The organism is Serratia sp. AKBS12 (assembly GCF_024793895.1).
GTDB lineage: Bacteria > Pseudomonadota > Gammaproteobacteria > Enterobacterales > Enterobacteriaceae > Serratia_F.
In genome coordinates, this window is record NZ_JANUSB010000015.1 from 1166553 (window position 1) to 1181696 (window position 15144).

11 protein-coding genes are annotated in these 15144 nt (G+C 57.9%); 5 read left to right on the top strand and 6 right to left on the bottom strand.

The genetic code is table 11. From position 1 onward, the window contains the following. Positions 1–11 precede the first annotated feature (11 nt). The gene (gene araD, locus NYE85_RS15415) at positions 12–707 is read left to right on the top strand and encodes an L-ribulose-5-phosphate 4-epimerase (protein ID WP_259005613.1); all 696 of its coding nucleotides are present in this window, start codon (positions 12–14) and stop codon (positions 705–707) included. 42 nt (positions 708–749) lie between these two features. Here araD and NYE85_RS15420 read toward each other — a convergent pair whose 3' ends face one another. Continuing rightward, the gene (locus NYE85_RS15420) at positions 750–1496 is read right to left on the bottom strand and encodes a DNA-binding transcriptional regulator YciT (RefSeq protein WP_259005614.1); all 747 of its coding nucleotides are present in this window, start codon (positions 1494–1496) and stop codon (positions 750–752) included. Positions 1497–1831: 335 nt separating this feature from the next. Between NYE85_RS15420 and fsa the strand changes: the two genes are divergently transcribed. Further along, positions 1832–2497: a fructose-6-phosphate aldolase gene (gene fsa, locus NYE85_RS15425; protein ID WP_259005615.1), complete on the top strand. Its 666-nt coding sequence runs from the start codon at positions 1832–1834 to the stop codon at positions 2495–2497. 234 nt (positions 2498–2731) lie between these two features. Beyond that, a complete protein-coding gene (gene kdgT, locus NYE85_RS15430) occupies positions 2732–3715 on the top strand; it encodes a 2-keto-3-deoxygluconate transporter (protein WP_259005616.1) in 984 nt (327 codons plus the stop codon). 108 nt (positions 3716–3823) lie between these two features. Here kdgT and NYE85_RS15435 read toward each other — a convergent pair whose 3' ends face one another. From NYE85_RS15435 to NYE85_RS15445, 3 genes are all read right to left on the bottom strand, one after another. Then, entirely contained in the window at positions 3824–5890 is a 2067-nt protein-coding gene (locus tag NYE85_RS15435) for a carbon starvation CstA family protein (RefSeq protein WP_259005617.1), read from the bottom strand. A gap of 250 nt (positions 5891–6140) precedes the next feature. Continuing rightward, positions 6141–8075 carry an exoribonuclease II gene (locus NYE85_RS15440; RefSeq protein WP_259005618.1) on the bottom strand — a complete coding sequence of 645 codons (1935 nt, stop codon included), beginning with the start codon at positions 8073–8075 and terminating at the stop codon, positions 6141–6143. Positions 8076–8211: 136 nt separating this feature from the next. Beyond that, positions 8212–10518 carry an FdhF/YdeP family oxidoreductase gene (locus tag NYE85_RS15445; protein WP_259005619.1) on the bottom strand — a complete coding sequence of 769 codons (2307 nt, stop codon included), beginning with the start codon at positions 10516–10518 and terminating at the stop codon, positions 8212–8214. Positions 10519–10779: 261 nt separating this feature from the next. Between NYE85_RS15445 and dacD the strand changes: the two genes are divergently transcribed. Both dacD and NYE85_RS15455 read left to right on the top strand, forming a co-directional pair. Then, complete coding sequence (gene dacD / locus NYE85_RS15450) at positions 10780–11949, top strand: serine-type D-Ala-D-Ala carboxypeptidase DacD (RefSeq protein ID WP_259005620.1); 1170 nt, start codon at positions 10780–10782, stop codon at positions 11947–11949. Between the two features lie 63 nt (positions 11950–12012). Beyond that, positions 12013–12909 (top strand): LysR family transcriptional regulator, encoded by an 897-nt coding sequence (locus NYE85_RS15455; RefSeq protein WP_259005621.1) that lies wholly within the window; start codon positions 12013–12015, stop codon positions 12907–12909. On the opposite strand, the gene NYE85_RS15460 is transcribed toward NYE85_RS15455, so the two are convergent. Both NYE85_RS15460 and fabI read right to left on the bottom strand, forming a co-directional pair. After that, positions 12901–14103 (bottom strand): peroxidase-related enzyme, encoded by a 1203-nt coding sequence (locus NYE85_RS15460; protein ID WP_259006343.1) that lies wholly within the window; start codon positions 14101–14103, stop codon positions 12901–12903. The two genes, NYE85_RS15455 and NYE85_RS15460, sit on opposite strands and share 9 nt — an antisense overlap. A gap of 225 nt (positions 14104–14328) precedes the next feature. Then, complete coding sequence (gene fabI, locus NYE85_RS15465) at positions 14329–15117, bottom strand: enoyl-ACP reductase FabI (RefSeq protein ID WP_259005622.1); 789 nt, start codon at positions 15115–15117, stop codon at positions 14329–14331. Positions 15118–15144: the final 27 nt, after the last annotated feature.

A 15144-nucleotide genomic window follows, 5' to 3' on the forward strand; every position in this document is an offset into this window, starting at 1 on the left:
AGGAATAGCCGATGCTTAACGAACTAAAACAACAGGTGCTGGAGGCCAATCTGGCATTGCCGCGCCATAACCTAGTTACTTTTACCTGGGGCAACGTCAGCGGTGTCGATCGCCAGTCAGGACTGATGGTGATAAAACCGTCCGGCGTTGAATATCCGGCAATGACGCTCAGCGACATGGTGGTCGTGGAACTGGAAAGCGGCAAGGTGGTGGAGGGCAGTAAAAAACCCTCTTCCGATACTGACACCCATCGCGCACTGTATCTCGACTTCGCATCGATTGGCGGCATTGTGCATACCCATTCTCGTCATGCCACCATCTGGGCGCAGGCCGGTCTGGACATTCCCGCCTGGGGGACCACTCACGCCGATTATTTTTACGGCGACATCCCCTGTACCCGCATGATGCATGATGACGAAATCGACGGTCGTTACGAATGGGAAACCGGCCGGGTGATTATCGAAACCTTTAACCAGCGCCAGCTGGATGCGGCGGCGGTACCGGCGGTACTGGTGCATTCGCACGGACCATTTTCCTGGGGAAAAGACGCCGACACCGCGGTGCACAACGCGGTAGTGCTGGAAGAAATTGCCTATATGGGGATTTTTTCGCGTCAGCTGGTGCCCGGTTTACCGCAGATGCAGCAAATCCTGCTGGATAAACATTACCTGCGCAAGCACGGTAAAAACGCCTATTACGGTCAGTAAACCGTTTCAGCAAACTCGGGCATACGACTATGCCCGAAGTCATCATTCGTTGACCAAATCGAAGGCAATACCGCTGCGCTTTAACTGGTGCTGATAATCCAGCGACAGGCGCGAGTCGGTGATCACGCGCCCAATCTTGGCCAACGGCCTTAAAGGGTTGGGTTGAATCTGCCCAAATTTGGACGAGTCGGTCAGGATAATGTTTTCCACCCCTTTCTCCAGCACTGCATTTACCACGTCGGCGCGCATCATATCGCGACCGGTGAAGCCGGTTTCTGCATGGTAGCCGTCAATGCCTATAAACGCCTTGTTGAAATGCACCTGCTGAATGCACATACGGGTTAGCGGGCCAACCACGGTTTCGCTTTTTTTCTGGTAGATACCGCCGAGTACGATCACTTCGCACTCGGTTTCCTTGAGTAGATTGGCGATGTAATGGCTGACGGTGATCAACGTGACGTGTTTGCGTTCGGCCAGGTAGCGTGCCAGCAGGGCGTTGGCGCTGCCGCTTTCGATAAAAACGGTCTCGCCGTCATTGATCTGCGTGGCGGCATAGTGCGCCAGTTTTTGCTTGAGGATGAAGTTGGACATCATGCGTGCATCGACGTCGTCACTTTCCAGCGCCAGTGCCGAGCCGTGTACGCGTTTCAGGTAGCTGCGCTTTTCCAGCAGGTTCAGATCCTGGCGGATGGTGACCTCGGAGACGCCAGCAGCACGAGCCAACTCGCCGACGCTGATGCGCCGACGGTCGTTGACCAACTGTAAAATGGTTTGTTGTCTTGAATTCATAATAGCCTGATGGTGCGATTGCCAACGGGCAACCGCAAAGATAAAAGTATAAATAATCAGTTTTGTTCACGCGATAGCGGTAGCGACGCATTAAGGGATAATGCGGTAAAGATGAGCGAATTTCCAGCCATGTGCATCACTAAATCATGATATGGGTCAAGAAGTTGCCCATAGCCGGTTGGTGATCGACTGGCCACAAGCCGGCATATCGCATCGATGCCATGCCGCTCGGCGCTGGCGGTTGCGAGCCAAACCGCATTAATCAGCGCCTCGTCGCCCCGATCGTTTATGATGGTGTGAACACGGATAAACTCACAACGATTCAGGAGGCTTAAATGGAGCTTTACCTTGATACCGCCGATGTCAGTGCGGTGAAACGCCTGGCGCGTGTGCTGCCGCTGCACGGCGTGACCACCAATCCGAGCATTGTGGCACAGGCAGGAAAACCGATTTGGGAGCTGTTGCCGGCGTTGCGCGACGCGCTTGGCGGTACCGGCAAACTGTTCGCCCAGGTGATGGGCGGTGATGCCGAACGCATGGTGGCGGAAGCGGTGTTGTTGCACCAGCGCGTACCGGGTCTGATCGTCAAGGTTCCGGCCACCGCCGAGGGGCTTGCGGCAATCAAGAAGCTGAAGAGTATGTCGATCCCGACGTTGGGTACTGCCGTTTACGGTGCAGCACAGGGGCTGCTGTCGGCGTTGGCCGGCGCCGAATATGTAGCACCTTACGTTAACCGCGTCGACGCCCAGGGTGGCGATGGTATTGTCATGGTACGCGAACTGCAGCAGTTGCTGACGTTGCATGCTCCGCATGCCAAGGTGCTGGCCGCCAGTTTCAAAACGCCACGCCAGGCACTGGAATGCATGCTGGCCGGCTGTCAGTCGCTGACGCTGCCGGTTGAGGTGGCGGAGCAGTTGCTTGCCATGCCGGCGGTGGACGCCGCGGTAGCAAAGTTCGAACAGGATTGGCAGAGCGCGTTTGGTAGCCACGTGCCTGGTTAAGGTGCGAGGCGATAGCCACAGGCGGCGCTAAGCCGCCTTTATTGTATGTTGCGTCTATTTTGAAATGAATAATCTTAAATATTGAAACGCCGTTTTGATATTATGCGTTCGATCACTTTAATTCAGTAGTTGAACAGTTAATCTGCGCAACGAAAACATCAACGAAGCCTGCCCAAGTCGGTAGCTGTCGGCGATGCGTTGCTGTAACCCGTTCAAATTAAAGTGGAGTAGGTAATGCAGATTAAACGTGCGATAGACAAGATCCCAGGCGGCATGATGCTGGTGCCGCTGTTCATTGGTGCGGTGTGTCACACCTTCGCGCCGGAAGCGGGCAAGTATTTCGGCTCGTTCACCAACGGATTGATTTCCGGCACCGTACCGATTCTGGCGGTATGGTTCTTCTGCATGGGCGCCTCGATCAAGTTGAGCGCCACCGGCACCGTATTGCGCAAATCAGGCACCCTGGTGGTCACCAAAATCGCCGTAGCCTGGCTGGTGGCAGCGGTTGCGTCGCGTTTGTTGCCAGAGAACGGCGTAGAGATCGGCTTCTTTGCCGGATTGTCCACGCTGGCTCTGGTTGCGGCGATGGATATGACCAATGGCGGTCTGTATGCCTCGATCATGCAGCAGTATGGTACCAAAGAGGAAGCCGGCGCCTTTGTGCTGATGTCGCTGGAATCCGGCCCGCTGATGACCATGGTCATTCTGGGCACTGCCGGCATCGCCTCGTTCGAGCCACACGTGTTTGTTGGCGCAGTGTTGCCGTTCCTGGTGGGCTTTGCCTTGGGCAATCTCGATCCGGAACTGCGCGAGTTCTTCGGCAAGGCGGTGCAAACCCTGATTCCGTTCTTCGCCTTCGCGCTGGGTAACACCATTGACCTGGGCGTCATTGCGCAAACCGGTCTATTGGGGGTGTTGCTGGGGGTATCGGTGATTGTCGTTACCGGCATCCCTTTGATTATTGCGGACAAACTGATCGGTGGCGGGGACGGTACCGCCGGGGTGGCGGCATCCAGCTCGGCTGGTGCGGCGGTCGCGACGCCGGTATTGATTGCTGAAATGGTGCCGCAGTTTAAAGCGGTTGCGCCGGCGGCCACCGCCTTGGTTGCCACCTCGGTGATCGTCACTTCGGTGTTGGTGCCAATCCTCACCGCCATGTGGTCACGGCGGGTGAAAGCCAAGGCGGCGATGCGTGAACAGATAGCAGTGGTTAAATAAAACGAAGGGCGTCGATGGCGCCATCAGACGGATAACAATCCTCCCTGCTTTGTCAGCAAACAAGGGCGCCGAAGGCGCCCTTGTTAATGCTGCCTATTTACCGTGGGTTCAAATGCGCCCGGTTTGCTCGCGTAGCATCACCTCGGATTCCTGCACCGTCGGGGTGCTGGAGTTCAATGCCCTGCGCACCACGAAAAAGGCAGAAACCAGCATCGTCACCGCCACCAGCATAAAGAAGGCGCACAGCGCGGCGTTGATCTGATTGCTGAACACAATGGTTTCCATGTCTTTCAGCGTTTTGGCCGGCGCGATAATGGTGCCTTGTTCGATGCCGGCCGAGAATTTCTTCGCCTGTGCCAGGAAGCCGATGCTCGGTTTCTCATGGAAAATCTTCTGCCAGCCGGCGGTCATCGACGTGATGAACAGCCACACCGTCGGTACAATGGTCACCCAGGCATAGCGTTGCTTCTTCATTTTGAACAGCACCACGGTACCGAGGATCAGCGCCATCGAAGCCAGCATCTGGTTGCCGATGCCGAACAGCGGCCACAGGGTATTAATCCCGCCCAGCGGATCGACCACCCCCTGATAGACAAAGAACCCCCAGCCGGCGACCGCCACCGTGGTACCAGCCAGGTTGCCGAACCAGGAGCGGTTGTTGGCCAGGCGCGGTACCGCCACGCCGACCAGATCCTGCACCATGAAACGGCAGGCGCGGGTTCCGGCGTCGACGGCGGTCAGGATGAACAGCGCTTCGAACAGAATGGCGAAGTGATACCAGAACGCCATCATCCCACGGCTATTGAATACCTCGCTGATGATATGTGCCATGCCAACGGCAAAGGTCGGCGCACCGCCGGCGCGTGACAGCACCGAATTTTCGCCGACGTCTTTGGCGATCAGCGTCAGCGTTTCCGGGGTAACGATAAAGCCCCAGCCGTTAATCACCTGCGAGGCGTTTTCTACCGTGGTACCGATCAGCGCTGCCGGTGAGTTCATGGCGAAATACACGCCCGGATCGAGCACCGAGGCGCAAATCAGCGCCATGATGGCCACGAAGGACTCCATCAGCATGGCACCGTAGCCAATAAAGCGGATGTGACTTTCGCGTTCAACCAGCTTCGGAGTGGTGCCGCTGGAGACCAGCGCATGGAAGCCGGAAATGGCGCCGCAGGCAATGGTAATGAACAGGAACGGGAACAGGGCGCCGGCGAACACCGGTCCGGTACCGTCAATAAAGCGGGATACTGCCGGCATCTTCAGCTCCGGCATGGCAAACACGATCCCCACCGCCAGGCCGATGATGACGCCGATCTTCATAAAGGTAGAAAGGTAATCTCGCGGCGCCAGCAGCAACCACACCGGCAGTACCGACGCGACAAAACCGTAAATCACCAGTACCCAGGTCAGCGTGGTGCCGTGCAGGGTAAAGAACGGGCCCCAGTAGGGGTGTTGCGCCACGTTACCGCCGTAAATAATTGCCAGCAACATCAGCACGAAGCCAATCACCGAAATTTCCGCGATCTTTCCCGGGCGGATAAAGCGCATGTAGATACCCATGAACAGCGCGATCGGGATGGTGGCGGCGATGGTGAACAGACCCCACGGGCTGTCTGCCAGTGCCTTGACTACCACCAATGCCAGTGCCGACAGGATGATGATCATCACGCCAAGCGCGCCGAGCATGGTGATCACGCCGGCAAAGGCACCCAGCTCCTGCTTGGCCATTTCACCCAGTGAACGGCCATCGCGACGGGTGGAAATGAACAGGATCAGAAAGTCCTGCACTGCACCGGCCATCATCACGCCGACCAGTATCCAGATGGTGCCCGGCAGAAACCCCATCTGCGCCGCCAGAATAGGCCCCACCAGCGGTCCGGCACCGGCGATGGCGGCAAAGTGGTGGCCGAACAGTACCCATTTATTGGTGGGAACGTAATCCAGCCCGTCGTTGTGGCGCTCCGCCGGGGTCAGCCGTCGATCGTCCAGTTCGAAGACGTTTTTGGCGATAAACAGACTATAAAACCGATAGGCAATGCTGTAACAGGCAACGGACGCCACCACCAGCCAGACCGCGTTGACATGCTCGCCGCGGCTGAGCGCCAGCATCGCGAAGGCAAACGCCCCGACCAACGCCACCGCTAGCCAGATTATTCCGGACTTGACGTTCTTCATGGTTAACAACTCCTTGGTGTGCAGAGTAGTGAGAGAGGCAATCAATGTTGTTATGAAAGTAAACACCAAGTTAAAAATAGGAGGTTTACGCGCGAAGAGAAACCGCACGGATAAGAAATGTGAGCTCAGGCGAGTATTAGTGAAAAAACAAGGTGATGTAGCCGCGTTGGCCTACTGGCCGCATGACTGACCCAGCGCAAAAAATCGGGCGCCATAAAGGCGCCCGACAAGCAGCGTAGTGCGCGGGAGGTTACGGCGCCGGGCGGGCGATCACGCTGCGGGTTTCCATCCGCACTTCGGCGATGGTGACCTGCAAACTGTCGCTCTGGCGATAAACCACTTCGCCTTTTACCTGCACGGTGCCGGTATCCTGGCTGCACACCAGCTCGTCGCGCACCGCGTGGATGAACGGCGCAGGAATGAACGCCACTGCGCCATTTTCCAGCAGACGAACGCGCAGTCCGCCGCGGGTGACGTCGATGATTTCCGCCTTGAAGGGGGTATCGGTACCGGCCTTGTCTTTCAGGAAACGGGCATACAGCCAATCGCCGACGTCGCGTTCTGCCATACGGTTCAGACGGCGACGTTCCGCCAATTGAACGGTGATCTCTTCCTGAGGTTTCTGCGCGGCCTGTTCGCTGATAATGGCTTTCAGCAGGCGGTGGTTGACCATATCGCCGTATTTACGGATTGGTGAAGTCCAGGTGGCGTAAGCCTCCAGCCCGAGGCCAAAATGCGGGCCCGGTTCGATGCTGATTTCGGCGAAGGTCTGAAAACGGCGAATACGGCTGTCGAGAAATTGCGTCGGCTGCGCGTCGAGATGACGGCGCAGTTCGCAGAAACCTTCCAGCGTCAGCAGTTTTTCGGCTTCGGCTTGTACCCCGTTGGCCTGCAGTACGCTGACTGCCTGTTCCACCAACGCCGGGTCGAAGCCGGTGTGCACGTTATAGATGCCGAACCCCAGACGGTCGCGCAGCACCACGGCGGCGCAGACGTTGGCGGCAATCATGCACTCTTCGACGATGCGGTTGGCGGTGCGGCGTTGTTCGGTGATGATGTCCAGCACCTCGCCTTTCTCGCCGAGGACAAAGCGATAGTCCGGCCGATCCTTGAACACCAGCGCATGCTGGTGGCGCCAGCCGTTGCGTACATCACAGACCCGCTTGAGCAGGGTAATCTGCCGAGCGATGGCCTCGCTTGGCGGTTGCCAGCCGGCAATGCCGTCCAGCCAGTCGGAGACCTCGTCGTACACCAGTTTGGCTTTCGACTCGATTTCGGCGGCGAAGAAATGGATATCGCTGCCCAACGCGCCGTCTGCGGCGAGGGTTACGCGGCAAGCCAGTACCGGGCGACGCTCATTGGCGCGCAGCGAGCACAGGTTGTCGGACAGGTCGCGCGGCAACATTGGGATGTTGAAGCCCGGCAGGTAATTGGTAAAGGCGCGTTTGCGGGCAATGTCGTCCAGCGCGCTGCCCTGATCGACGAAGGCGGTCGGGTCGGCGATGGCGATGGTCAGTTGCAGGGTGCCGTCGGCATTCTCCTGAACGTACAACGCATCATCCATATCTTCGGTGCTGGCGCTGTCGATGGTGACAAAATTCAGACCGGTCAGATCTTCACGTGCCAGCGCCGTCGACGGCTGGTGGGTAGCGGCCATTTCTGGCGCTTCCTTTTCCAGATTATGACGTGCCAGTGTGACCCACCATGGCGCGAAATGGTCGTCGGCGTCGGTAATGAAATGCGTCAGCTCGGCATGAAAGCTACGGTCACCTTTCAATGGGTGGCGGCGCATTTCCGCCACCGCCCAATCGCCGGCCTGGAAGTCATGCGTCAGTTCACGTCCTGGACGACATTGAATCGCATCCTTCAGCAACGGATGATCCGGCACGATTGACAGGCGATCGTCTTTCTTCTGCACCCGGCCGACAAAACGTGATAAAAATGGCTCGACCAGGGTTTCCGGCTCGGCGATTTCGCGTTCTTTCTCGGTATGGATGGTGGCGACGATGCGGTCACCGTGCATGACTTTTTTCATGTACGGCGGCGGGATGAAATAGCTCTTTTGGCCATCGACCTCTAAAAAGCCAAAGCCTTTCTCAGTCCCTTTTACTACGCCTTCAACACGCGGGGTTTGAGAGTGAAGTTGCTGTTTAAGCTGCGCCAGCAGCGGGTTATCTTGAAACATATCGTCCAGTGAATGGGTTGTGAGTGGCAAGATTTGCGGCTGACAGTTTTACGCGAATCACCCGCTGCGGGCAAGCCTGATATCACGCTTTTCCACGCCGGCGGCGCGTTTTTTTAGCGATATCAGGCCTGCTTACTCAGGCAATGCGCAGCGAGGCTGGCGCAGGCTTACGACGTATCGCCACCGGGATCGACTTGGAGGTTGGCGTGCCGGTACCGTCGCCAAAGCTGGCCAGCGGTACCAGCGGGTTGGTTTCCGGGTAGTAGGCCGCCAGGTTGCCGCGTGGAATAGCATAGCTCACCAGTTTGAAGCCGCTGACCTTGCGCGTCACGCCGTCATTCCACAGGGTTTCAATCTCGACCCGTTCGCCGTCCTGCATCCCCAATGCGGCAAGATCGTCCGGGTTGATAAACAACACCTCACGCTGACCGTAAACGCCGCGATAGCGATCGTCGAGACCATAAATCGTGGTGTTGTACTGATCGTGGGAGCGCAGGGTTTGCAGGGTGAACGGCGCCGTCTGCCCGCTCAGCTGTGGGAACAGGCTATCGGGCAGCGCTGCGGCACCAAATTCCGCCTTGCCGCTTGGGGTGGCGAAGCGCAGTTCGGCGGCGGCGTTACCGAGATAAAAGCCGCCCGGCAATTCGCAGCGCTGGTTAAAATCGTCGAAACCGGCAATGGTGGCGGCGATGTGATCGCGGATCAGCGAATAGTCATCCGCCAGTTCTAGCCAGTTTAGTGGCTGATTACCCAGTACCGCATCGGCAATGCCGCAGACGATCGCCGTTTCCGAGCGCTGACTGTCTGATAGCGGTTTGCCGATGCCTTCAGAGGCATGCACCATGCTGAATGAATCCTCGACCGTAATAAACTGCGCTCCGCTGGCCTGCATATCCTGTTCGGTACGGCCGAGCGTTGGCAGGATAAGCGCGTCTTTACCGGTAATCAGATGGCTGCGATTCAATTTGGTGCTGATGTGTACCGTCAGTCCACAATTGCGCAGCGCCTGTGCGGTGCGTTCACTGTCCGGCGCCGCCGCTGCCAGATTGCCGCCGAGCGCAATCAGTACCTTGACCTCGCCGCGCAGCATCGCTTCGATCGCTTCTACCGTGTTGTGACCCGGTTCACGGCGCGGCGAAAAGTTGAAATGCTTCGCCAGGCTGTCAAGCAGCGCCGTCGGCGCTTTTTCATCAATGCCCATGGTGCGGTTGCCCTGCACGTTACTATGGCCGCGCACCGGACACAGGCCGGCGCCCGGTTTGCCCAATTGGCCAAACAGCAATTGCAGATTGGTGATTTCACGCACCGTGGCCACCGAATGCTTATGCTGGGTGACCCCCATTGCCCAGGTGCAAATCACCCGCGGTGCCGAGCGGTAAATCTCTGCGGCTTCACGCAGCTGCGTTTCGCTCAGCCCTGACTGCTGGGTGATTTTCGCCCAGCTGGTGGCGTCAACCTGCGCCAGATAGGCGTCGACCCCGACGCAGTGCTGCTCGATAAACCGCAGGTCGAACAGGCCAGTCTGGCCGGCAGCCAACTGCTGTCGATGGGTTTCCAGCAGCGCCTTGACCATCCCGCGGACCGCTGCCATATCGCCGCCGAGGTTGGGCTGGTAATAGGCAGAACTGATCGGCGAGGAGGTGGGCGTCAGCATCTGAATCGGGTTCTGTGGATCGGCAAAGCGCTCAAGCCCGCGTTCGCGCAGGGTGTTGAAGCTGACGATGCGCGCGCCGCGGTGGGCGGCATGTTTCAGGCTGTGCAACATGCGCGGGTGGTTGGTACCGGGGTTTTGACCAAACACGAAAATCGCGTCGGCCCGTTCGAAGTCATCCATGCGGATGGTGCCTTTGCCGACGCCAATGCTCTGTTTCAGGCCGATGCCGCTGGCTTCATGGCACATATTGGAACAGTCGGGGAAGTTGCTGGTGCCGAGCATGCGCCCGAACAACTGATACAGATAGGAGGCTTCGTTACTGGCGCGGCCGGAGGTATAGAGTTCGATTTGGTTGGGATTATCCATCCGCTTGATGTGCTGTGCAATCAGCGCCAGCGCATCCGGCCAGCTGATGGGCTGATAGCGATCGCTGCTGGCATCGTAGCGCATCGGTTGGGTAAGGCGGCCCTGATATTCAAGGAAATAATCGCTCTGTTGCAGCAGCATGCTCACGCTGTGGGTGGCAAAGAACTCCGCTGTAACCGCATTGCGGGTGGCTTCCCAACTGACGGCCTTGGCGCCGTTTTCGCAAAAGCTGAAGGTACTGTGATTGTCATCGCCCCAGGCGCAGCCGGGGCAGTCGAAGCCGCGTACTTTATTGACGCGCATCAGATTGCGCAGATTTTTCAATGCTTGCTTGCTGTCCAGCACGTAACGGGTGGTGGCTTCCAGTGAGCCCCAGCCGCCCGCCGCACCGGTATAGGGCTTGATAGACGGTTTAAATTTCATCGTGTTCTTCGCAGGTGATTGTTGTCAAAAGGTGAACGCTTTATTAAGCGTTTTGAGTCTTTATGTCACAAGTCTAGGGGGGCGCGGTGCTAGCGTCTAATCGAATAGGGCAATGATGGCATAGAGCAGGTTTATCGCGCGCGACTGACATACAAATGGTTGCATTATGTTATTCGCTGCAAAAGTCTAACGATACCGCCCGGCGACGCTTTAGTGCAGTCTATGTCACGGATTTATATTGCATTATCTGAGGAAGAGTGAGTGAAACGTTCAGTATCGGCTGTGGTAATCGGGACGTTGCTGCCGTTGGCGGCGCAGGCGGCAGACACGGCGGGCGATATTCCCTCGCTAACACCGCCGCCAATTGATGCGGCATCTTATGTATTAATGGATTACGCCAGTGGCCAGATTATGGCGCAAAACAATGCCGACGCGCGGCGTAACCCGGCCAGCCTGACCAAATTGATGACCGGGTTGGTGATTGACCATGCGCTGGATCGGCACAAAATCAGCCTGGATGACGTAGTGACGGTGGGCAAGGACGCCTGGGCAGCGGGCAACCCGGTATTCAAAGGATCGTCGCTGATGTTTTTGAAACCCGGTGACAGGGTCACTGTACGTGACCTGAGCCGCGGTATAATCATTGATTCCGGCAACGATGCCTGCGTGGCGATGGCTGATTACGTCGCCGGCAGCCAGACGGCATTTGTCGACCTGATGAACAACAAAGCGGCGCAGCTGGGATTGAAAAATACCCATTTCGAAACCGTTCATGGCCTCGATGCTCCGGGGCAATACACCTCGGCCAGCGATCTGGCGGTGATTTCACGCGCCATCATCATGAGCGAACCGGCGGAATACCATATGTACAGCGAAAGATCGCTAACCTGGAACGGCATTACCCAGCAGAACCGCAACGGGTTACTGTGGGACAAAGCGCTGCACGTCGACGGACTGAAGACGGGTCATACCGAATCGGCCGGTTTCAATATCATCGCCTCCGCCACCGAGGGCGATCGTCGGTTGATCGCGGTAGTGATGGGGGGGGAAAGCCCCAAAGGGCGCGAAGAACAGGCGCGTAAACTATTGAGCTGGGGGCTGCGCGACTTTGACAGCGTGCAGGTATTCAAGGCCGGTCAGCCATTGGGCAATGAGGCGGTATGGTACGGCGATCGGTCGCGGATCTCGGTTGGCGTAGCGCAGGATCGCTACCTGACGGTGCCAAAAGGCGAAGCCAGCAAGTTGAAGGCGCAATACGTGCTTAATGTCCCACGTCTTGAGGCGCCGTTGCCTCAGGGGCAAACCATTGGGGAAGTACGTCTCAGCGATAACGGCAAACTGTTGGCAACGCTGCCGCTGGTCACCTTGCAGCCGGTGGCGTCTGGCAGCGTATTTTCACGCCTGAGGGATTATCTGCGGCTGAAGGTCTGATAGCGTCATCCGATGCGTTGGTGATGATATACTCCGCGTAGTAATCATTATTTGAGCCAATACATGGATATTAAGCAGCTGATCTACCTGTGTAATCTTGAGCGCGAAAGGCATTTCGGCCGGGCAGCGGAGGCCAGCTTCGTCAGCCAGCCGACGCTGTCGATGCGCTTGAAAAATCTTGAGAAAGAGCTGGGCGTGGCGTTGATCAATCGCGGCAACAATTTTGAGGGATTTACCGCCGAAGGCGAACGGGTGCTGGCCTGGGCGCGGGAGATTGTCTCGGTCTATCAGGGGCTGAAGCTGGAGGTGGAAGCCCTCAAGCATGGCCTGAACGGCACCTTGCGCATTGGCGTGGTGCCGCAATGCAGCATTACCCTGGCGCAAATGCTCAAGGCGGTGAGTGAAAAATACCCGCAGCTGGATTACCGGGTGGCGGTGCTCAGCGCCGATCAACTGCTGGAAGCGCTCACCGCTCATACGGTGGATGTGGGCATCGGTTTCTTTGAGTTACCGACGCTAAAAGAGCTGCATTTTCAATCGCAGCCGTTGGCCGATAGCGGGGTAGAACTGGTGTTCCATCCGCAGTATTTTCCGCAGCTGGTTGGCGACGCGCCGCTGACGCTGGCAGAAGTGGCTGCGTTGCCGCTGTGTCTGGCAGAACCGACCCGCTATTTCCGCCGCTATCTCGATCAGAATTTTCGTGAGGCGGGGCTGTCGTTGCAAGCGCGGGTGGAAACTACCTCAATCTTTCAGCTACTGCAGTGCATTTTTGTCGGCCTGGGGTGCGGGTTGTTCCCGCATGGCAATCTGCTGCCGGAAATGACGCCGCAGCTGCTGCGTCGACCCATCGACATTACGCCAATGTCGCGTCACGCGGCGGTAGTGATTGCCGAGCCGGGGCGTGCCACGCCGCTGGCGCAGCACTTCTTCGACGCGGCACAGGGCTGGCTGTTAGGCTAATGGCGCGGCAGCCGGACACCGTTGTGCAGTCAGCGTGTCGCCGAGGCTGTAGCGCAGGCGGTTTTCCCAGGCATACAGCGCGCTGGTCAGGATCGCCTCCAGCGCCTGCGCCTGACTCAAACCAAGGTTGAACAACGGCTGCACGTTCTGCGGAGTAAATTTTTCCGGTGAGCGCGTCAGATCGGCGCTGACCTGTATCAGTGCCACACTCAACCGATCGTCCAGCCGTTGCTGCGTTTGAGCGATATCGTCAAACAACGCCAGCACCAGCTGCGGTTGCGCCACAGCAGCCGCCTGCTCGGCGGCGCAATAGCTGCTGCCATTGATGCGCGAGGTGACCAGCGCGCTGAGTGCCTTCAAGCGCGGTGACAGACCATATCCCGTCTGGCTGATGGTATTGAACACGCCATTGCGTTCGCGCAGCGCGGCGGCGTCGTGTGCCAGCAAGCGGTAATAGGGCTCGTCACGTGCATTCGGGTGGCTTTGGTCCAGGACGTCCAGTTGTTCGGCGCCGGCCGTGGTTAAATCGACCAGCGGCAAGCGGGGCTGCCAGCTCAACGGCTCGAGGCTGAACTCCGCACCCGAGGCATCGTCGATGCTTGGAAAGCCGGGTACCAACGCCGTCGGTCTGCCGGCCAGTGCCGCCACGCCGGCCACGACCCGCGCCTGATAGCTGACAAAACCAATAATCTGCGTGAATGAGACTATATCGCCGATGCTGAGGCCAACCTCAGACAGTTGCTGCAGGGCTTTACGGCAGATCAGCGTGGGATGGGTGGCGAGCTGGCGGGCGTACTGGGTAATCTGTGCTAAACGAATATTGCTTTCTCGGGAGGCGTCGGGGCTGTCGAGCGGAGCAAGGCGGGCAGCGTAGTGGCTACACAGTGCCTGAACGCCGGTCACCTGTGCCACGGTCAAGGCGGTACACAGGCGATCGTAAGGTGACAGCGTCACGTAGCGTGACAGCGCCACCTGCTCCGGAAACAACACCCGACAGCTGTCCAGCGAGGCGCTGAATACCGGCGCGCGGGCAATCAGGGCGTTATTGAGGGCGGCGTCGGCAAATTCACCAAGGCCGAGTAAAAAACGATCGCGCACACCGGCCGCTTGCGGTTGCAACGGCGAGTCGCCGCGTACGCTGCTCTGGGTTTCATGATACCACTGGTTGTGGTGAGAGCGGCGTAGCGCTTCCATTGGGCTGGGGTTGCTCATCAGTGCGATATCCTGTCGTTTGATCTGCTCAACGTAGGGGATATCCTCACCGATTCGATTAGCGAGATAAAATAATGTTACGTGCTAATCCATAACTGAAAAGAATAAAATATAATTTTACTGCGCAAAAATGTAATTAGTATTTGCGATTATTGACTAACGCAGCGCCGGCGGGCAATGGCATCGGCCCGCAGCGCGTGACAACGATCATTTCAATTCGAGTTCATTCATCGCCGCAATACTGAAGCCGCCGTCGACATGAACAATTTCACCACAGATGCCGGCGGCCAGATCCGAGCATAAAAAGGCGGCCGTGTTGCCGACGTCTTCGATGGTGACGGTGCGGCGGATCGGCGTAACCGCTTCGCAATGCGCCAGCATCTTGCGGAAATCCTTGATGCCGGATGCCGCCAGCGTACGGATTGGCCCGGCGGAGATACCATTGACCCGTATGCCGTCCGGCCCCATGGCGTTGGCCATATAACGCACGTTGGCTTCCAGCGAAGCCTTGGCCAGACCCATGACGTTATAGTTGGGGATGGCGCGCTCGGCGCCGAGGTAAGACAGCGTCAGCAGCGCCGAGCCGGGGTTGAGCATGCCGCGGCAGGCTTTGGCCAGCGCGACAAAACTGTAGCTGCTGATATCGTGGGCAATGCGGAAGCCCTCACGGTTGACGGCGTTGAGGTAGTCGCCGTCCAGCTGTTCGGCGGGGGCAAAACCGATGGAATGCACCAATCCGTCAAAGGACGGCCAATCGGCCGCCAGCGTGGCGAACAGTGCGTCAATGCTGGCATCCTGCCCGACATCGCACTCCAGCACCAGCGTCGAGCCCAATGCGGCGGCGAACTCCAGCACGCGCGGCTTCAGTTTGTCATTCTGATAGGTAAAGGCCAGTTGCGCGCCTTCACGCTGCATCGCCTGCGCAATGCCATAGGCGATCGACAGTTTGCTGGCCACGCCGGTAATCAGTATGCGTTTGCCGTTGAGAAACCCCATAGCAATGATCCTCCTGGTGGTTGAGAC

Coding starts and splice junctions, on each gene's coding strand:
- NYE85_RS15455 (WP_259005621.1), top strand. CDS start 12,013: ATGGATATTAAGCAGCTGATCTACCTGTGTAATCTTGAGCGCGAAAGG.
- NYE85_RS15435 (WP_259005617.1), bottom strand. CDS start 5,890: ATGAAGAACGTCAAGTCCGGAATAATCTGGCTAGCGGTGGCGTTGGTC.
- araD (WP_259005613.1), top strand. CDS start 12: ATGCTTAACGAACTAAAACAACAGGTGCTGGAGGCCAATCTGGCATTG.
- NYE85_RS15445 (WP_259005619.1), bottom strand. CDS start 10,518: ATGAAATTTAAACCGTCTATCAAGCCCTATACCGGTGCGGCGGGCGGC.
- NYE85_RS15440 (WP_259005618.1), bottom strand. CDS start 8,075: ATGTTTCAAGATAACCCGCTGCTGGCGCAGCTTAAACAGCAACTTCAC.
- fabI (WP_259005622.1), bottom strand. CDS start 15,117: ATGGGGTTTCTCAACGGCAAACGCATACTGATTACCGGCGTGGCCAGC.
- kdgT (WP_259005616.1), top strand. CDS start 2,732: ATGCAGATTAAACGTGCGATAGACAAGATCCCAGGCGGCATGATGCTG.
- NYE85_RS15460 (WP_259006343.1), bottom strand. CDS start 14,103: ATGGAAGCGCTACGCCGCTCTCACCACAACCAGTGGTATCATGAAACC.
- fsa (WP_259005615.1), top strand. CDS start 1,832: ATGGAGCTTTACCTTGATACCGCCGATGTCAGTGCGGTGAAACGCCTG.
- NYE85_RS15420 (WP_259005614.1), bottom strand. CDS start 1,496: ATGAATTCAAGACAACAAACCATTTTACAGTTGGTCAACGACCGTCGG.